This is a genomic window from Pseudomonas sp. NPDC089752 (assembly GCF_044748725.1).
In the GTDB taxonomy this organism is placed as follows: domain Bacteria; phylum Pseudomonadota; class Gammaproteobacteria; order Pseudomonadales; family Pseudomonadaceae; genus Aquipseudomonas.
In genome coordinates this window covers 25,287-43,871 of sequence record NZ_JBIVGP010000015.1, presented here as the reverse complement: position 1 = coordinate 43,871, position 18,585 = coordinate 25,287, and the positions used below count along the sequence as shown (strand labels likewise).

Below are 18,585 nucleotides of genomic sequence, written 5' to 3'. Positions count from 1 at the left end.
AAGGGGGGCGAGTTCCGTGGCCTGCCTCCCGCAATCCTTACTTCAGAACAGCCAGCGCCGCCTCATAGTTCGGCTCGTCGGCGATTTCGCCAACCAGCTCGCTGTGCAGCACTTTGTCGTTTTCGTCCAGCACCACCACGGCGCGGGCAGCCAGGCCGGTCAGCGGGCCGTCGGCAATGGCAACGCCGTAGCTCTCGAGGAACTCGCCGCCACGCAGGGTCGACAGGTTCTGCACGTTCTCCAGGCCTTCAGCGCCGCAGAAGCGCGCCTGGGCGAATGGCAGGTCGGCGGAGATGCACAGCACCACGGTGTTGGCCAGGTCGCTGGCCTGGGCGTTGAACTTGCGCACGGAGGTAGCGCAGGTCGGCGTGTCGACGCTCGGGAAAATGTTCAGCACTTTGCGCTTGCCGGCAAAGTCTTTCAGCGAAGTATCAGCCAGGTTGCCAGCGACCAGAGTGAAGGCAGGCGCCTGGGCACCGGCTTTCGGCAGTTCGCCTTTGACCTGAACCGGGTTGCCTTTGAGAGTCACTTGAGCCATGGACGAAATCCTTATGCGGGGTTTGAAAAGGACCCTGAGTTAAGCATGAAGGCGGCCGGGTGCCTATGGGGTACGGTGAAATTGTTCCATTGCCGGACAAATTTCTGTGGACAAAAAAATGTCCGGGTGGCGACAAGCGACCCGGACACTTCCTACAGCAGTTAACAAATCAGCTGAGCAGGCCGTACACCACGGAGGTCAGCGCAACCAGCCCGACCAACACCACGAACACGTTGGACAGCGCCCCGCTGTACTTGCGCATCGAGGGGACACGGCGAATGGCGTACATCGGCATCAGGAACAGCAGCACGGCGATGATCGGGCCGCCGAGCGATTCGATCATGCCGAGGATGCTCGGGTTGAGAGTGGCGACGATCCAGCACACCACCAGCATCAACGCCGCGACCACGCGGTCCAGCGCCTTGGCGCCTGGGCGTGCGCCGGTCTTGGCGATGATGCCCTTGAGGCCTTCGCTGGCACCGATGTAGTGACCCAGGAACGACTTGGCGATGGCGATGAATGCGATCAACGGCGCGGCGAAGGCAATGGTCGGATTGCTGAAGTGGTTGGCCAGGTACGACAGGATCGACAGGTTCTGCGCCTTGGCTTCTGCCAGTTGCGCGCTGTCGAGGGTCAGCACGCAGCTGAATACGAAGAACAGCACCATGGCCACCATCAGCAGGTGGGCGCGGGCCAGGATCTGGCCGCTGCGTTCGTCGGCGTGCTCGCCGTAGCGGCGCTTCTGATCAACGGCGAAGGCCGAGATGATCGGCGAATGGTTGAACGAGAAGACCATGACCGGGATCGCCAGCCACACGGTGTGCAGGAACGCCGAACCGGTTGGCAGCTGGCTAGCGCTGTCGAGGATACCGCCGGTCCAGTGCGGCACCAGGTACAGGCCCAGCAGCGCCAGGGCGACGATGAACGGGTAGACCAGCAGGCTCATGACCTTGACCGTGGCCTGCTCGCCGCAACGAACGATGGCCAGCAGGCCGAGGATCAGTACGAACGACAGCAGCGCCCGTGGCGGCGGCGTCATGTGCAGCTGGTGCTCCATGAAGCTGGTGACCGTATTGGTCAGCGCCACGCTATAGATAAGCAGGATCGGGAAGATGGCGAAGAAGTACAGGACGGTGATGAGGGCACCGGCCTTGATGCCGAAATGCTCCTCGACCACTTCGGTGATGTCGCCACCACTGCGCCCGGACAACACGAAGCGGGTCAGGCCACGGTGGGCGTAGTAGGTCATCGGGAACGCCAGTGCGGCGAGAATCAGCAGTGGCCAGAAACCGCCGAGGCCGGCATTGATTGGCAGGAACAGAGTGCCTGCGCCGATGGCGGTGCCGAACAGGCCCAGCATCCAGGTGGTGTCTTGACGTGACCAGCTGCCCAGGTCTGTCGTGGTCGATTGTTCATATTGTTGTTCAACGCTTGGGACCTGCTCATTCATTCCGGGTGTAACTCCACTCGCAAGACTGCAACAGGGCTGGGAGTGGCGAAACAGACGCTTCGCTTACCCCAACCAGAAAAGAGGGGCGCGATTGTGCACTGAAAGTGGGCGGTTGCGAAGCCCCGTCCGAGGGACGGTTGCACTTGTCATGACAATTAGGTGTAACCTAAGGAGCGGCTAAAGCCGCTCCCACAGGTACAACTCAGAACATGTGGGAGCGGCTTTAGCCGCGAAGCACGCGACGCGGTGGATGGCACCGGCTCCGCCGGTGATCGCGGCTGAAGCCGCTCCTACCAGGCGCGAAGCGGCCCCTGTGTCACATTACTTCTGAACAGCTGCGAACGCTTCGGCAACCTGTTGCAGGTTGGCAGGACGCAGGCCGGACATGCACACGCGGCCGCTGTCGATCAGGTACACGCCGAACTCGTCACGCAGGCGACGCACCTGCTCGACGCTGAAACCGGTGTAGCTGAACATGCCGCGCTGGCGCAGGAAGAACTGGAAGTCCTGGCCCGGCAGCAGCACGGCCAGGGCGTCGACCAGCGCCTGGCGCATGTCGAGGATACGCTTGCGCATCACTTCCACTTCAGCCGCCCACTGGGCATTCAGGGCAGCATCGCTGAGCACACCGGCCACCAGCTGTGCGCCGAAGTTGGGCGGGCTGGAGTAGTTGCGGCGCACGGTGGCCTTGAGCTGACCGAGCACGCTCTGGGTGGTGGCTTCATCGTCGCAGACCACCGACAGGCCCCCTACCCGCTCTCCGTACAGGGAGAAGATTTTCGAGAACGAGTTGCTGACCAGGCACGGCACGCCGGCACGGGCCATTTCGCGGATGGCGTAGGCGTCTTCCACCAGGCCTTCGGCGAAGCCCTGATAGGCGATATCGAGGAACGGGATCAGCTGGCGCGCCTTGACCACTTCCACCACGTGTTGCCACTGGTTCTGGGTCAGGTCGGCACCGGTGGGGTTGTGGCAGCACGGGTGCAGCAGTACCACGCTGTTGGCCGGCAGGGTCTGCAGGGTTGCCAGCATGCCGTCGAAGTCGACGCCACGGGTGGCCTGGTCGAAGTACGGGTAGGCATGAACCTTGAACCCGGCACCTTCGAAGATGGCGCGGTGGTTGTCCCAGGTCGGGTTGCTGACCCAGACTTCGGACTGCGGGAAGTAGCGTTTGAGGAAGTCGGCACCGACCTTGAGCGCGCCGGAGCCGCCAACGGTCTGTACGGTGGCCACGCGCTTGCCGGTCACGGCCGGGTGGTCGGCACCGAACAGCAGCGCCTGAATGGCCTGGCGGTAGCTGGCCAGGCCTTCCATCGGCAGGTACAGCGAGGCTTCGTGGTCAACGCCGGCGATGCGTTTTTCCACCGCATCCACGGCCGCCAACTGCGGCACCACGCCGGCCTCATCGTAATACAGGCCGATACTCAGGTTGACCTTGTCGGCGCGCGGGTCGGCCTTGAAGGTTTCCATCAGCGAGAGGATCGGGTCGCCGGCATAGGCATCGACATGTTTGAACACAGCGTGCAGCTCCTTGGATCAGGACAGTTCGGAATGGCTGCCCTGAGGATACCCGGAGTCGGCGGCAAGGAACATCACCTGATGTGCAGGTTGTCTATGCAAGATTGCACAGCGCTGTCAGCCAAGCAGTTCCTTCAGGCCTTGCAGCTCCTGTGCCGTCAACGCCACCCCCTCCCGCTCGGCAATTTCCCGCTCCCGATAGCGCCGCTCGCCGGGCATGCGCGTCAAGCCCACGGCCTGCATCTGCTCGACCAGAGCAGCGCTGCGTTGGGCAAAACGATCGCCTTCGGCCTTGCTCGGGTCGATGACGATGATCAGCTGCCCGGTCCAGGGTGTTTTGGCGCCTGGATGATTCGACCAGTCGAACTCCCAGGAGAAATGCCCACCGGTCAGCGCCGCCGCCAGCAGTTCGACCATCATCGACAGCGCCGAGCCTTTATGCCCGCCAAACGGCAGCAAGGCGCCACCTTCGAGAATGGCCTTGGGGTCGGTGGTCGGCTGGCCATCAGCGTCCACGCCCATGCCCTCAGGCAGCGGCTGGCCGGCGCGCGCGGCGATTTGCACGTCACCATGGGCCATGGCGCTGGTCGCCATATCGAAGACGATCGGGTCATGCCCCGCACAGGGCGCGGCAAAAGCGATCGGGTTGGTGCCGAACAGTGGCTTGCGTGCGCCGTGCGGCACCACGCAGGTCATGCTGTTGACAACGCTCAGCGCCACCAGGCCTTCATCGGCGAACGGCTCGACGTCCGGCCACAGCGCTGCGAAGTGGTGCGAATTGTGGATCGCCAGCACCGCTATCCCGGCGCTGCGGGCCTTTTCCACCAGCAAAGAACGGGCCGCCGCCAACGCCGGCTGGGCAAAGCCGCCACCTGCGTCGACACTGATATACCCCGCCGCCACATCGGTCACTCGCGGTGTCACCTGCCCATTCACCCAGCCGCTGGCCAGGGTCGACACATAGCCGGGAATCCGAAACACGCCATGACTGTGGGCACCATCGCGCTGGGCGCTAGCGCAGTTGTGGGCGAGCACCATGGCCACCGCTTCGCTGCAGCCATGGTGCCGAAAGATCGTTTGCAGCAGGCCCTGGAGTTCAGCAAAGGGTACTCGCACCGCGGCATGGACGGGATGTGCAGGCATCTGAAGCTCCTTTGTTGGAATTGATTTATCACACTAGGCAGCATTAAGCGGGTTGCTTATCTATCAAGTTTGAGCCACCTCGCTTCCAGCCTAGCCAGTTGTGACAACCCTGCGCCACCTCCTACCCTCAGCTTGAAGTCGTCGGGCCATGTGCCGGCAGGTTCCGTCCTCGCGGCATCCAAACGCTGTACAAAGCGAATTTTAGCGCTTTGAGTTCTTAGCGATTTCATCACTTCGGCTATTCGCTGGCGCGCCATCTGAGGTCGAATAGCCACACCACGCATATAGAAATAATCCAGCGTTAATTGAACCAACCAAATAGATACAGCGACCATATAACAAAAAAGCATCAAAACAATCATGACGACGATGAAATAGAAAACCCAGGCTATCAACTCATACTCAATTAACAGCCAGGCAAAAAGCGTAACAATAACAGCCATTGCCACAATATAACACGCAGAGCGAAGATTAAACGACCTGCCCTGAAGCGATTGCCAGAAATTCTTGAAGTAATCAACAACGCCTAACCAGTCCAACACCAGCATGGACAGGCACGCCGTGCTTACCGCCACTAAGAATGGAGGGCCTTCAAACACCCCCCACAAGGCGGGAAAGGCATGCTGAACTTCAATGAAAAATGCTCTCAACACTGTTTCAAAATACCCAGCGCTCACCCAATCACCCGCGCCTACCGTTAGCACTATTTTCTTGCCACCGTCAGTGCCCGACATATTAATTACGTTCGCCACCGCCGCCAGAAAAACAAAAAAACGGAACACTTTAATTTTCCAATCAATGAGCGCCGCAGCCATTGACCCGGCAAAATGCTTATTAAAGCTATCGCCCCAGAACACGTACAGACAAAATACCATGGCGACCGAACTGGAAACCAACGCCAAAGCCACCACTGCGGGCGATAACAGCGCGATTAGTACTAAACTGACAATCGCACACCACGCATTTACCCATCGAACGCTGGCCACGCGAGACACCACTCCCATCGAGTCCGACAAAAGCAGACTTCGTGAAAGTACATTGTAGGATGAAAAGAAATTTACTATGGGTATTTCCTTGACATATTCAACAATCCCCGCCTCAAGATCCGAGGCTAACCTCGGCAACACTCTGCATGCTCTAAATGCGGTTTCCTGAAGCCAAGCATCTGCATACCTGATTCCGCGAGTCAGCACCGTTACAGAGCCGGCCTCGGAAATCAGCCCGGTTCCTTCCAGGCAAATTTTGGCCAATATGATATCTGCTCCAACAGCCGAGTGATGTTCAATGAATCGTTCCAACTGGTCGGAGATAGTGAGTACGGCTCGCTTTCTGGAGCAGAATGCCTCCACGATAAAGCGCAGGCAATGAATGGCCCGCATCCGCGTTTCTGGCTGCTCGAAATTTTCTTCCACCTCTGCCCAACAGAGCTCAGCTAACCGCTGTGCCTCCTCATCAGAACAATGCTGGGCGTATAAGACCACCGCATCCCTTCCTCTGGAGTCGGTGGGAATATGATCAACCGGAACGACAGCCGAACGGCCCAATAAACTTAAGGTAACGAAATACTCGAGGAATCGACGGTGGACGAATGCAAATGACTTCTGCGGGCCATCGCTGACTCTGGCAATTCTGGCATAGTTTAGGATATCAACTACTTTTTCGACGTTTTCGGAGGGAAGCCTTTTATCCAGCACAGAAATGGGCGCTTCCAGACCTAACGCGGGCGTTGAAAAAACAGAATACGCTATCTTTCGCGTGGCCTCCAAGACTTCTTCCACACCCATGCCAACTTCATCGAGCTTATCAGCGCAGGAGGCGAGCCGCTTGCGCAAATAAAATTCGTAAATTTCCGCCTGACTTTTTGGCAATACCTGCTTGTCGCTGATCCACTCGCCTAGCAGGGTCATCAAAAATGGATTTCGGGCTAACGGCACCAAATCGTTGCGAGCCCTGAAGATCTCTGACTTCAATTCGAGCGATACGTGAGGGAACCGTTCGAGCGCCTCAGATATGGAAACTTCGGAGAGCGGCCTTATTTCGAGTATTTTTTGAGCCTGATAATAGTGAGAAGGACTCCTGAAAATTCGCGAAGCCAAAATCCCACGAGATTCAACGCTACTGGATATCACTTTCGAAATGACTGTCGACAACTCAGCCAACACCGCCGAATCCTCACCAGCGTCTAATAGGTTAGGCATTTCATCGAACGAATCAAATATAAAAAACAACCTGCCATGACGCCACAACTTGAAGAAATAATCTTTCACAAACGTCGCATGGTAGACATCACCTCGCTTCGCCAGGCTGCGCACCATAAATTGAATCAAACCGTCAACTGTAATTTCGTCAACCGGCAGACTCGCTCCACCCTTGGTACGCCATTCACGCAAATTAATATAAATGGGTATGCGTCCCGAGCGTCTGGCTTGCGCAAGCATATCGCCAGCCAGCTTGCGCAAGGCCACGCTTTTCCCAGCACCGGGCACACCGAGCAATAAAAAGGCTTGTGACGTCCGGTCCATGGAAATTGCATTTTGTAGATTTAAAACTTTTTTACTTTTTACCTTGCCGCGATTTGAAACAATCTCGACTTCAGCTTTGAGCTCAGTATAATACTCAGGGCTCCAGTTACTCTCAAGATCAAGATGCACCAAGTGGCGATCCAGAACGGAGTAAAATGATTCCAGCTTTTTTCCAAAGCCTTCCTCCGGAAAATCTTTATCGATGGACCGAGGATGGGCATTATCGATAGTTCTTTCCCTGATGAAATAATTTACCGCAATCACCACAACAGCAACAAAAACCAGAATAAATATTGATGGCTCTTGCGAGAATTTAATCTCTGCCAAGTAAGGCGCATTGGCTTTTACCCAGGGACTTGTAGCGAAGCGCTGAACCGCGGCATCGAACACTGCTCCCCACGCCCCCCATAGCCCCGCCAGAGCAAACACCCCTACCAAGCTGGCAAGTCTAATCTTATTTGCCCCATAACCTGCTGGCATTAGCATGGGTCTGAGGATCAAGAGGATCATGCAGCCGATAACACCCAGCAATACACCCACTACCAGTGACTGCGTGACGACCCCGACATACACCGTCCCCAGTAATGCAAGCAGTGATAAACCAGCAAAAATTTGAGATCCATTCATATACGACAGACTTAACGCCTTCCTGAGTTGAGCCAAAGTGCCATTATCCTGGCTTGATAGACATGTTACAAGTTCAGCCCGCCGGTTGCGGGCTTGGGCCAGAAGGAGTGGCCAGGCTTATTGCACGGTTGCAATGACCCGATTGCGTCGTTAAATATTATTGACCCTCTCCTCGGTCAAGCCCTTGCCGCATATGGCGCGCAAGGGTTTTAGCGCCCGAATTCTGGCGCTTTACACCTTGCCCTACCCCTTCCAGTCGTTTGACATATCGAACGGCTCTGGCAAGCTATCTACAAGCCCCGACCGGAATCGTCGCCTCTGACGAGCCGGCAGTGCTCGGGGCTTCAGGTAGCACAACAGGCCCCGGGCCGTGCACCTGCACAACAACGGCAGGTCGAACCTGTCATAAGGTGACATATGTCCAACAGCAACATTGGCAACAAGCAACCTTCCCTGCGCAAACCCGTCGTCCTGATGACCATGGGCAGCCAAGAGCGCAAAGGCCATGACTATCAGGTCATGACCCACAAATACATCACCCCGCTGGTCGACTTCGCCGATTGCGTCCCGGTCCTGGTGCCCACTTGCTGTGGCGTCGATGACCTCGAGACCTATCTGGACATGGCCGACGGCGTGTACCTGACCGGTGCCGGCAGCAACATCGAGCCGAGCCTGTACGGCCAGGAAAACCAGACGCCGGGCAAAGGCCAGGACGTCAACCGCGACCTGTTCGATATCCCACTGGTCAAAGCGGCCCTCAAGCGCGGCCTGCCGATCTTCGGCATCTGCCGTGGCATGCAGGAAATCAACGTGGCCCTGGGCGGCGACATCTACCAGAAGGTCTACGCCGAGCCTGGCTTCAACGACCACCGGGAAAACCCGGAAGACCCGGTCGAAGTGCAGTACGCCCAGGTGCATGGGGTGAAGATCCAGCCGGGCAGCTGGCTGCGCGACACCCTCGGCACCGACGAGATTCGCGTCAACTCGCTGCATGGCCAGGGCCTGCGTAACCTGGGTGCCGGCATCGAGCCGATCGCCCACGCCGAAGACGGCCTGGTCGAGGCGATCCATGGCCCGAGCATCTCGCCGTTCCTGTTCGCTGTGCAGTGGCACCCGGAGTGGCAAGCGGCGAAGAACCCTGACTCGATCAAGATCTTCCAGGCCTTCGGCGATGCCTGCCGCGCCCAGGTGCGCAAGTCCCAGATCAAGCGCCAACAGGCCGCCTGACCCTCAGCTTCGTTAGTTTTGATCGCGGGGCGGCGCAAGGTCGCCCCCGCTTCCCCGGTCACCCTCTGCTGGTCCCAGAATACTTCCCGTGGAAGCGGGCGGCGGGCTTGTGCCTGTCTCCGCGGTCGTTTTTTTGCCTTTTCCTCGTCAGAGATATGATGACTGTCTGGGTGTTCGCCTTGACACATTTATCGCCTATCAGATCGAGCGCCGCCCGCGCGGCGCTTCGCGGGGCAAGCCCGCTCCCACATTTGTTGCAACGTGCCTATGCCTGCCAGGCCATGGTTGTTCGCTTTGGCGCATGGCTAAAGACTAGTGGGGCGGCTGCAGCGCCAGCCGAGTAAGTGTGTCGTACCAACAAGGCCGTCAACTATGGCCTATCAGGCCATGGCACGTTGCAACAAATGTGGGAGCGGGCTTGCCCCGCGAAGCGCCGCGCGGGCGGCGCTCGATTTCAGCATCCCCTCAACCCCCCAGCCAAGCCCCCAAGCCACCAAAAATTTCCCAAAGGGGACTAGTCATCACTCCAGTTGTACGATAACTTACCTCCATCGCAGCACACCACCCTTCACCCAAGCGCCACAGGATGCCAACAACAATGACTCCACAAGAACTGAAATCCATCCTCTCCCACGGCCTGCTGTCTTTCCCGGTCACCGACTTCAACGCCCAGGGCGACTTCAACCAGGCCGGCTACATCAAGCGCCTGGAATGGCTCGCCCCGTACGGCGCCAGCGCCCTGTTCGCCGCCGGCGGCACCGGTGAGTTCTTCTCCCTGGCCGCCAGCGAGTACAGCCAGGTAATCAAGACCGCAGTCGACACCTGCGCCAAATCCGTACCGATCCTCGCCGGCGTCGGTGGCTCCACCCGCCAGGCCATCGAATACGCCCAAGAAGCCGAGCGCCTGGGGGCCAAGGGCCTGCTGCTGCTGCCGCACTACCTGACCGAAGCCAGCCAGGACGGCGTTGCCGCCCACGTCGAAGCCGTGTGCAAATCGGTGAACATCGGTGTGGTGGTGTACAACCGCAACGTCTGCCGCCTGAACGCCGACCTGCTGGAAAAACTCGCTGAACGTTGCCCGAACCTGATCGGCTACAAGGACGGCCTGGGTGACATCGAGCTGATGGTGTCGATCCGTCGCCGCCTGGGTGATCGTTTCAGCTACCTGGGTGGCCTGCCGACTGCCGAGGTGTATGCTGCGGCGTACAAGGCACTGGGTGTGCCGGTTTATTCCTCGGCGGTGTTCAACTTCGTGCCGAAGACCGCGATGGACTTCTACCACGCCATCGCCCGTGACGATCACGCCACCGTTGGCAAGCTGATCGACGATTTCTTCCTGCCGTACCTGGACATCCGCAACCGCAAGGCCGGCTACGCAGTCAGCATCGTCAAGGCTGGCGCCAAGATCGCCGGTTACGACGCAGGCCCGGTGCGTACTCCGTTGACCGACCTGACCGCTGAAGAATACGAAATGCTCGCAGCTCTGATGGACAAGATGGGTCCGCAATAAGCGCACCCCTGCGGCCTGCCCTTGCCGCATCCGGAGTGGGAAACCCCCACTCCGGCTACAACTCGTGAGCCCGCACAAAAATAACTAGTGGGAGTATTGCCAGCATGCAAGCGACTAAAAAGACGCATGTGCGCTACCTGATCCTGTTCATGCTGTTCCTGGTGACCACGATCAACTATGCCGACCGCGCCACCATCGCCATCGCAGGCTCCAGCCTGCAGAAAGACCTCGGCATTGACGCCGTAACCCTCGGTTATATCTTCTCCGCCTTCGGATGGGCTTACGTTGCCGGCCAGATTCCCGGTGGCTGGCTGCTGGACCGCTTCGGCTCCAAGAACGTCTACGCCTTCAGCATCTTCACCTGGTCGCTGTTCACCCTGCTGCAAGGGTTCGTCGGTGGCCTGCCGGTCGCCTGGGCCGTCGTCACCCTGTTCACCCTGCGCTTTCTGGTCGGTTTCGCCGAAGCCCCGTCGTTCCCGGGCAACGCTCGAATCGTCGCGGCCTGGTTCCCTACCGCTGAGCGCGGCACGGCGTCGGCGATCTTCAACTCGGCGCAATACTTCGCCACCGCGCTGTTCGCCCCGATCATGGGCTGGATCGTGTTCAGCTTCGGCTGGGAACACGTGTTCGTGGTGATGGGTGCACTGGGGATCATCTTCTCCGCCGTGTGGTTGAAGACCATCTACAACCCGCGCCAGCACCCCCGCATCAGCCCGCAAGAGCTTGAGCACATCGAGCAGAACGGCGGCCTGGTGGACATGGACCAGAAGCGCGGCAACGACGGCCCGAAATGGGGCTATATCAAGCAGCTGCTGACCAGCCGCATGCTGCTGGGCGTGTACCTGGGCCAATACTGCATCAACGCCATCACCTACTTCTTCCTCACCTGGTTCCCGGTCTACCTGGTGCAGGAGCGCGGCATGACCATCCTCAAGGCAGGCTTCATCGCCTCCTTGCCGGCCATCTGCGGCTTCATTGGCGGCGTACTGGGAGGCGTGCTGTCGGACTGGCTGCTGCGCCGTGGCAATTCGCTGACCTTCTCGCGCAAGCTGCCGATCGTCTGTGGCCTGATGCTGTCGACCACCATGGTCTTCTGCAACTACGTCGAGGCCGAGTGGATGGTGGTCGGTTTCATGACCCTGGCGTTCTTCGGCAAAGGTATCGGTGCACTGGGCTGGGCCGTGGTCGCCGACACCTCGCCCAAGCAGATCGCCGGGCTGTCCGGTGGCCTGTTCAACACCTTCGGCAACATCGCGTCGATCACCACCCCGATCGTCATCGGCTACATCATCAGCGCCACCGGCTCGTTCAAGTGGGCCCTGGTGTATGTGGGTGCCAACGCCCTGGTGGCGGTGTTCAGCTACCTGGTGATCGTCGGCCCGATCAAGCGTATCGAGCTGCGCGAAGAAGCCCCCAAGCCACAGCCTGAGCCTGCCGCCAATGGCGACCTGGCCAGCTCGCGTCACTGAGTGAACACGCCCGCACCGGAGTACCTGTGCGGGCGGATGTACAAAAGCCTGAGAACCTACCAGTAGGGCCTGAACATGCAGTTGATCGAACACTCCGACTCGCCCCGCTACGTCCGCCTGCACGACGACGACAACGTCGTGGTGGTGGTCAACGACGGCGGCCTGGGCGAAGGCGCCCGCTTCCCTGACGGCCTGACTCTGGTCGAAGCCGTGCCGCAGAGCCACAAGGTTGCCACCGTGCCGATCGCCAAGGGCGAGCCGGTGCGCCGCTACGGCCAGATCATCGGCTATGCCCTGGAAGATCTGCGCCAGGGTAGCTGGGTGCAGGAAAGCCAGCTGGCCATGCCTTCGGCTCCAGAGCTGGACAGTTTGCCGCGCTGTGATGCCGTGCCCGCGCCGCTGCCGCTTCTGGAGGGCTTTACCTTCGAAGGCTTCCGCAACGCCGACGGCACAGTCGGTACCCGCAACATCCTCGGCATCACCACCACCGTCCAATGCGTGACCGGCGTGTTGGAGCACGCGGTCAAGCGCATCCGCGCCGAGTTGTTGCCCAAATACCCTAACGTCGACGATGTGGTCGCCCTCACCCACAGCTACGGCTGCGGCGTGGCCATCAACGCCCGCGATGCCTATATCCCGATCCGCACCGTGCGCAACCTGGCGCGCAACCCTAACCTGGGTGGCGAAGCGCTGGTCATCAGCCTCGGTTGCGAGAAGCTGCAAGCCGGCCAGGTGATGCACGACAACGACCCCTCGGTGGACCTCAGCGATCCGTGGCTGTATCGCCTGCAAGACGCCAGCCTCGGCTTCACCGAGATGATCGAGCAGATCATGGGCCTGGCTGAAACCCGCCTGCAAAAGCTCGACAAACGTCGCCGCGAAACCGTCCCGGCCAGCGAGCTTATCCTCGGCATGCAGTGCGGCGGCAGCGACGCCTTCTCCGGCATCACTGCCAACCCGGCACTGGGCTATGCCGCCGACCTGCTGGTGCGTGCCGGCGCCACCGTGCTGTTCTCGGAAGTGACCGAAGTGCGCGACGCCATCTACATGCTGACCTCGCGCGCGGAAAATCAGGACGTCGCCGAGGCGCTGGTTCGTGAGATGGACTGGTATGACCGCTACCTGCAGCAAGGCGCGGCCGACCGCAGTGCCAACACCACACCGGGCAACAAGAAAGGCGGCCTGTCCAACATCGTCGAGAAATCCCTCGGCTCGATCGTCAAGTCCGGCAGCGGCGCCATCCAGGGCGTGCTCGGCCCTGGCGAGCGAGTCGCGCGCAAAGGCCTGATCTTCTGTGCCACACCGGCCAGCGATTTTGTCTGCGGCACCTTGCAACTGGCCGCCGGCATGAACCTGCACGTATTCACCACTGGCCGCGGCACCCCCTATGGTCTGGCCATGGCCCCAGTGGTCAAGGTCTGTACCCGCACCGAACTGGCCCAACGTTGGCCCGACCTGATCGACATCGATGCCGGGCGCATCGCCAGTGGCCGCTCCAGCATCGAGGAGCTGGGCTGGGAGCTGTTCCACTACTACCTGGACGTGGCCAGCGGCCGCAAGCAGACCTGGGCCGAACAGCACCGCCTGCACAACGACATCACCCTGTTCAATCCGGCACCCATTACTTGATGGCGCAGGCTCACCCGATTTCCCGGCGCACCGCGATGCCTGTAGGCGCGGATTTATCCGCGAAGCAGGCGCTGCGGTGCATGGCACGGGCTGCGCCCGTATTCGCGGCTGAAGCCGCTCCCACAGTAGCGAGCCAAATCGCCATTCATTCTTCACTACCCCCTACAGGAGCACCCCATGCCTGAGATTCTTGGCCACAACTTCATCGCCGGCCAGCGTAGCGCCGCTGGCGCACAACGCCTGCAGAGCCTGGACGCCAGCACCGGCGAGGCCCTGCCCTACAGCTTCGCCCAAGCCACCGAGGCCGAAGTGGATCAAGCGGCACAAGCAGCCGCAGCGGCCTTCGCCGAATTCCGCCAGCTGGCCCCGGCGCGCCGCGCCGAGTTCCTCGACGCCATCGCCGCTGAACTGGACGAGTTGGACGACGCCTTCGTCGCCATCGTCTGCCGAGAAACCGCCCTGCCTGCCGCGCGCATCCAGGGTGAACGTGGGCGCACCAGCGGCCAGATGCGCCTGTTCGCCCAAGTGCTGCGCCGTGGCGACTACCTGGGTGCGCGCATCGACCTGGCCTTGCCCGATCGTCAACCGCTGCCGCGCGTTGACCTGCGCCAGATGCGCATCGGCGTCGGCCCGGTCGCCGTATTTGGTGCCAGCAACTTCCCACTGGCCTTCTCCACCGCCGGCGGCGATACCGCAGCAGCCTTTGCCGCCGGCTGCCCGGTGGTGTTCAAGGCCCACAGCGGTCACATGGCCACCGCCGATCTGGTCGGCGCTGCCATCGTCCGCGCTGCCGAGCGCACCGGCATGCCCAAAGGTGTGTTCAACATGGTGTTCGGCGGTGGCGTCGGTGAGTGGCTGGTCAAGCACCCGGCCATCCAGGCCGTAGGCTTCACCGGTTCGCTCAAAGGCGGCGACGCCCTGTGCCGCATGGCCGCTGAGCGTCCACAGCCGATCCCGGTGTTCGCCGAGATGTCCAGCATCAACCCGGTGATCATCCTGCCAGGCGCGCTGGCCAAGCGTGGCGAAGCCATTGCCCGCGAGCTGGCTGGCTCCGTGTGCCTGGGCGCTGGCCAGTTCTGCACCAACCCTGGCCTGGTGATCGGCCTGCAATCGCCGCAATTCAGCCAGCTGCTGACCGAGCTCGGCCAGCACCTGGACCAGCAAGCCGGCCAGACCCTGCTCAACGCCGGTGGACTGCGCAGTTATGTGAGCGGCCTGGAGCACCTGCAGGCGCACGCCGGAATCCAGCACCTGGCCGGGCAACCTCAGGAGGGCAGCCAAGCCCGCGCCCAGCTATTCAAGGCCGACGCCCGGTTGCTGGTGGAATCCGATCCACTGCTGCAAGAAGAAGTGTTCGGCCCGACTACCGTTGCCGTCGAAGCCCAGGACAACGCGCAACTGCGCGCCGCCCTGCTCGGCCTGCGCGGTCAGCTGACCGCCACGCTGATTGGCGAACCGGAGGACTTCGAGGCATTCGCCTGGCTGGTGCCGCTGCTGGAAGAAAAGGTCGGCCGCATCCTGGTCAACGGCTACCCGACCGGCGTGGAAGTATGCGACGCGATGGTCCATGGCGGACCGTATCCGGCCACTTCCGATTCGCGCGGCACCTCGGTTGGCACCCTGGCCATCGACCGCTTCCTGCGTCCGGTGTGCTACCAGAACTATCCGCAGGCGCTGTTGCCTGAAGCGCTGCGCGATAGCAATCCGCTGGGCCTGCGCCGGTTGGTGAACGGTCAGTGGAGTGAAGGGGCGATCTGAATGCCCTGATGCCAAAAAGCCCCGCAACTAGCGGGGCTTTCCTTTTGCAGTACTGGCCTCTTCGCGGGCAAGCCCGCTCCCACAGGTTTTGCGGCGACTTCGAAACCTGTGGGAGCGGGCTTGCCCGCGAAGAGGCCGGGCCTGACGCGAGGAAGCTTAAACCCCTTGCGCCTCAGCCTCCGCATGCGCCTGGCGCAACCGCTCGCGACTGTTGCTCAGGTGCATGCGCATGGCCATCTTCGCCCCTTCGCTGTCGCTGCGCGCAATCGCCTCATAGATCGCCTCGTGCTCGTGCATCAACCGGCTCATGTAATGCGCCTGGTCATCATGCGCCAGGCGTGCGGAATTGAGCCGGGTACGCGGGATGATGCTGGTGCCGAGGTGGTTGATGATGTCGGCGAAGTAGTGGTTGCCACTGGCCTGGGCGATGCGCAGGTGGAACTGGAAGTCCGCCGACACCGCATCGGTAGCATGGGCAGCACCTTCGTTCAGTTCGTCCAGCGCCGCGCGCATGCCAGCCAGTTCCTCGTCGCTGCGCCGCTGCGCCGCCAGGCCGGCCGATTCGATCTCCAGGGCGATGCGCAGCTCCAGCACCGCCAGCACTTCACGCAGCGTGACCACGGTCGCCGGATCGATGCGGAAGCCACCGGTAGCCGGGGTGTCCAGCACGAACGTGCCGATGCCATGGCGCGTCTCGACCTGCCCGGCCGCCTGCAGCCGCGAGATCGCCTCACGCACCACGGTACGGCTGACGCCCTCCTCGGCCATGATCTGCGATTCGGTCGGCAGCTTGTCGCCGCGCTTGAGCTGGCCGCTGCGAATGCGCTCGGTCAGCACCGTGACCAGTTCCTGGGCCAGACTGCGCGGCTTGCGCCGGGTCCTTGCCTGTACCTGCTGCTCTGTCATGCCCTGTATTTCACCTTGAAAGACAGCCGTCATGATAGCGCAAGCAGTTGTACGATCACATACACCCGACGCGGTATTTGTAGCCGATGCGCTATTGTGTCCCGCAATTGATATTCCACGGACGGAAACCAACTGATGAAACCCCTCGACCGCTTTCTACTTACCTGCGGCCTGCTCATCCCGTTCTGGCTGCTGCTGTGCGTCTGGCTCACAGCACGCGCCTACCCTGGCTATGACCATTTGCAGCAAGCCATGAGCCAGCTCGGCGCGCTGGGCGCACCGACCCAGCACTGGTCGCCGTGGCTCAACAACTTCCCGCTCGCTGTGCTTTTCCCCTATTCGCCTGGGGCCTGGCACGGCGCTGGCGTGGCTCGAAGCTAGCGCTTTGCACACGCCGCGCAAAACGGCCAGCTATTCGGCTTGTACCAACGACTCAACTACGCGGTGTCGGTGATGTGGGTTGCCGGCCTTGCGCTGTACAGCCTGCGCAGCGAGATGGCAAATAGCCCTCGCATCGCCACCACCTGAACCCTGATGTACTGGCCCCCAGCCAACTGAAGCGAAGGCAAACTCCCTTCTCCGTCATATGCTTAGGACAGCAACATGCGAGTATTTCTAGCAACAGTGGCCGGCTGCCTGCTGGCCACGACTGCCTTCGGCGCCCAGGCCAGAACGCTGAGCCAGAACGATCGTCATACCTGTACCTGGGGTTCGCAGATTGCCGCCGAGGCCCAGCAGGCCAAGCTTTCCGGCGTGACTCTGTATGCCACGCGCAAGAAGCTGCAGGTGCGCCGGTTCGCCAAGCCATGGATGCGCATGACCGCATTCGGTATTACCGAACAGACTTACAACAGCAGCTCGCGGCTAAAGCCTGCCGCTATCAAGCAAACGTACTATGAGCAGTGCGTTCAGCACGCAATCGCTAAGCGATAAATTTAATAACTATCAGTGGCTTAAAGAAAATACTTCATTTCAGTTCTAGGACGCACCGCCAGCAGATCTTCATCCTGGCATTGCGTGGTGAGTCGACGGTCAAGAAGTAATCGTAAGCCACTGTTTTTACGGATTTTTAGCAACCGGTCAACGCCACTGGCCGGCGCTCGCCGGCAAAGATCAGCGGACGCAGGCGTACGCCGATCAGGTTTCCGGTGTAGGCCGCGATCAGCCATAACCAGCCGTGTACGCTCCCCGAGGCGATGCCGCTGAAGTAGGCGCCGATGTTGCAGCCATAGGCCAGGCGCGAGCCGTAACCCAGCAGCAAACCACCGATGACCGCAGCAATCAGCGACGGCAGCGGGATCTTCAGGCTTGGTGCAAAACGCCCCGCCAGGCCCGCCGCCAGCAGCGCACCGAGCACGATGCCCAGGTCCATTACCGTGGTGACGTCCTGCCACAACGGCGCGGCCAGTGCCTTGGCATTCGCGGGTGCCTGCCAGAACACCCAACTGCCGACGTCTACGCCAAAGCTGGAGAGGGTCTTGGCACCCCACAGTGCAAAGGCCGAGGTGATGCCCCAAGGGCGACCGGCCAGGGCCAGGGTGGCGTAGTTCAGCAAGGCCAAGGCAATCGCGCCCCACAGCAGCGGCCATGGGCCACGCAGGAAACGGCGCAGGCCCTGATGTTCACTGTTGACCGGGGTTTCCAGGGCGCCGTGGCGACGCCTTTCCAGCACCACGGTGGCCCAGGCGATCAAGGCGAACACGGCCACACTCACCAGCAGCGCCGGCCCCACGCCCCAAACCTGGACAATCGAAGTCGCCGGGAAGGACGGCAAGGCGAACCACCAGTCGGCATGGTGCGTGGCGGTTACCGAGCCGATGATGAAGAACAACAGGGTCACCAGCATCCGCGCATTGCCACCGCCCACGGTGAACAGCGTGCCCGAGGCGCAGCCGCCGCCCAGTTGCATGCCGATGCCGAAGATGAAGGCGCCGAACACCACCGACACACCCGCCGGGGCCACCAGACCGGTCACCGGGTTGCCGAACAGGCTGCCGGCGGAAAGCGCCGGGAAGAACAGCAGTACGGCCAGGGTCAGCATGACCATTTGCGCGCGCAGGCCGGCGCCACGGCGTTCATTGATGAACACGCGCCAGGCCGAGGTGAAACCAAAGGCGGCGTGGTACAGCGTCAGCCCCAGTGCGGCGCCAACGATCAGCAGCAGCACCTGCTTGAAGCCGGCGTTGAGGTTGAGGAACCAGGCACCGGACAGCAGCAGGGCCAGGGCGATCACGGGGGCGCCCAGGCGGCGTGGTTCGGGTGAGGCGGTTGTGGAAAGACCCATTGGA

At 61.0% G+C, this 18,585-nt stretch carries 13 protein-coding genes and 1 pseudogene; 7 read left to right on the top strand and 7 right to left on the bottom strand.

Translation table 11 applies throughout. The features are described from left to right. Positions 1-37: 37 nt before the first annotated feature. The 5 genes from tpx to ACIPZF_RS21955 form a co-directional block, all read right to left on the bottom strand. A complete protein-coding gene (tpx, locus tag ACIPZF_RS21975) occupies positions 38-538 on the bottom strand; it encodes a thiol peroxidase (RefSeq protein ID WP_400803163.1) in 501 nt (166 codons plus the stop codon). 169 nt (positions 539-707) lie between these two features. Continuing rightward, positions 708-1,988 carry a serine/threonine transporter gene (locus ACIPZF_RS21970; RefSeq protein WP_400803161.1) on the bottom strand — a complete coding sequence of 427 codons (1,281 nt, stop codon included), beginning with the start codon at positions 1,986-1,988 and terminating at the stop codon, positions 708-710. A 321-nt stretch (positions 1,989-2,309) separates the two neighbouring features. Beyond that, positions 2,310-3,506, bottom strand: coding sequence for an aromatic amino acid transaminase (locus tag ACIPZF_RS21965; protein WP_400803158.1), 1,197 nt, complete (start codon positions 3,504-3,506; stop codon positions 2,310-2,312). Positions 3,507-3,623: 117 nt separating this feature from the next. Continuing rightward, positions 3,624-4,649, bottom strand: coding sequence for an Ldh family oxidoreductase (locus tag ACIPZF_RS21960; RefSeq protein WP_400803155.1), 1,026 nt, complete (start codon positions 4,647-4,649; stop codon positions 3,624-3,626). Positions 4,650-4,705: 56 nt separating this feature from the next. Then, complete coding sequence (locus ACIPZF_RS21955; RefSeq protein WP_400803154.1) at positions 4,706-7,834, bottom strand: NACHT domain-containing protein; 3,129 nt, start codon at positions 7,832-7,834, stop codon at positions 4,706-4,708. Positions 7,835-8,215: 381 nt separating this feature from the next. Here ACIPZF_RS21955 and ACIPZF_RS21950 point away from each other — a divergent pair, with 381 nt between their 5' ends. The 5 genes from ACIPZF_RS21950 to ACIPZF_RS21930 all read left to right on the top strand — a co-directional run bounded on the left by ACIPZF_RS21950 (position 8,216) and on the right by ACIPZF_RS21930 (position 15,391). After that, complete coding sequence (locus ACIPZF_RS21950; protein ID WP_400803152.1) at positions 8,216-9,025, top strand: gamma-glutamyl-gamma-aminobutyrate hydrolase family protein; 810 nt, start codon at positions 8,216-8,218, stop codon at positions 9,023-9,025. Positions 9,026-9,623: 598 nt separating this feature from the next. Continuing rightward, positions 9,624-10,535, top strand: a complete 912-nt coding sequence (kdgD, locus tag ACIPZF_RS21945) for a 5-dehydro-4-deoxyglucarate dehydratase (RefSeq protein ID WP_400803151.1) — start codon at positions 9,624-9,626, stop codon at positions 10,533-10,535. 104 nt (positions 10,536-10,639) lie between these two features. Beyond that, positions 10,640-12,004, top strand: coding sequence for an MFS transporter (locus ACIPZF_RS21940; RefSeq protein WP_400803149.1), 1,365 nt, complete (start codon positions 10,640-10,642; stop codon positions 12,002-12,004). 75 nt (positions 12,005-12,079) lie between these two features. Next, positions 12,080-13,633 (top strand): galactarate dehydratase, encoded by a 1,554-nt coding sequence (gene garD, locus ACIPZF_RS21935; RefSeq protein ID WP_400803146.1) that lies wholly within the window; start codon positions 12,080-12,082, stop codon positions 13,631-13,633. Positions 13,634-13,810: 177 nt separating this feature from the next. Continuing rightward, complete coding sequence (locus tag ACIPZF_RS21930) at positions 13,811-15,391, top strand: aldehyde dehydrogenase (NADP(+)) (protein WP_400803143.1); 1,581 nt, start codon at positions 13,811-13,813, stop codon at positions 15,389-15,391. Positions 15,392-15,547: 156 nt separating this feature from the next. Here the strand turns inward: ACIPZF_RS21930 and ACIPZF_RS21925 are convergent, their stop codons facing one another. Next, on the bottom strand, positions 15,548-16,297 hold the full coding sequence (locus ACIPZF_RS21925; protein ID WP_400803141.1) for a FadR/GntR family transcriptional regulator: 750 nt from the start codon (positions 16,295-16,297) through the stop codon (positions 15,548-15,550). Positions 16,298-16,432: 135 nt separating this feature from the next. Between ACIPZF_RS21925 and ACIPZF_RS21920 the strand changes: the two are divergent. Both ACIPZF_RS21920 and ACIPZF_RS21915 read left to right on the top strand, forming a co-directional pair. Next, positions 16,433-16,825, top strand: a pseudogene (locus ACIPZF_RS21920) (DUF998 domain-containing protein). 75 nt (positions 16,826-16,900) lie between these two features. Next, positions 16,901-17,230 carry a hypothetical protein gene (locus ACIPZF_RS21915; protein WP_400803138.1) on the top strand — a complete coding sequence of 110 codons (330 nt, stop codon included), beginning with the start codon at positions 16,901-16,903 and terminating at the stop codon, positions 17,228-17,230. Between the two features lie 136 nt (positions 17,231-17,366). Here ACIPZF_RS21915 and ACIPZF_RS21910 read toward each other — a convergent pair whose 3' ends face one another. After that, complete coding sequence (locus ACIPZF_RS21910; RefSeq protein WP_400803136.1) at positions 17,367-18,581, bottom strand: YeeE/YedE family protein; 1,215 nt, start codon at positions 18,579-18,581, stop codon at positions 17,367-17,369. Positions 18,582-18,585 lie beyond the last annotated feature (4 nt).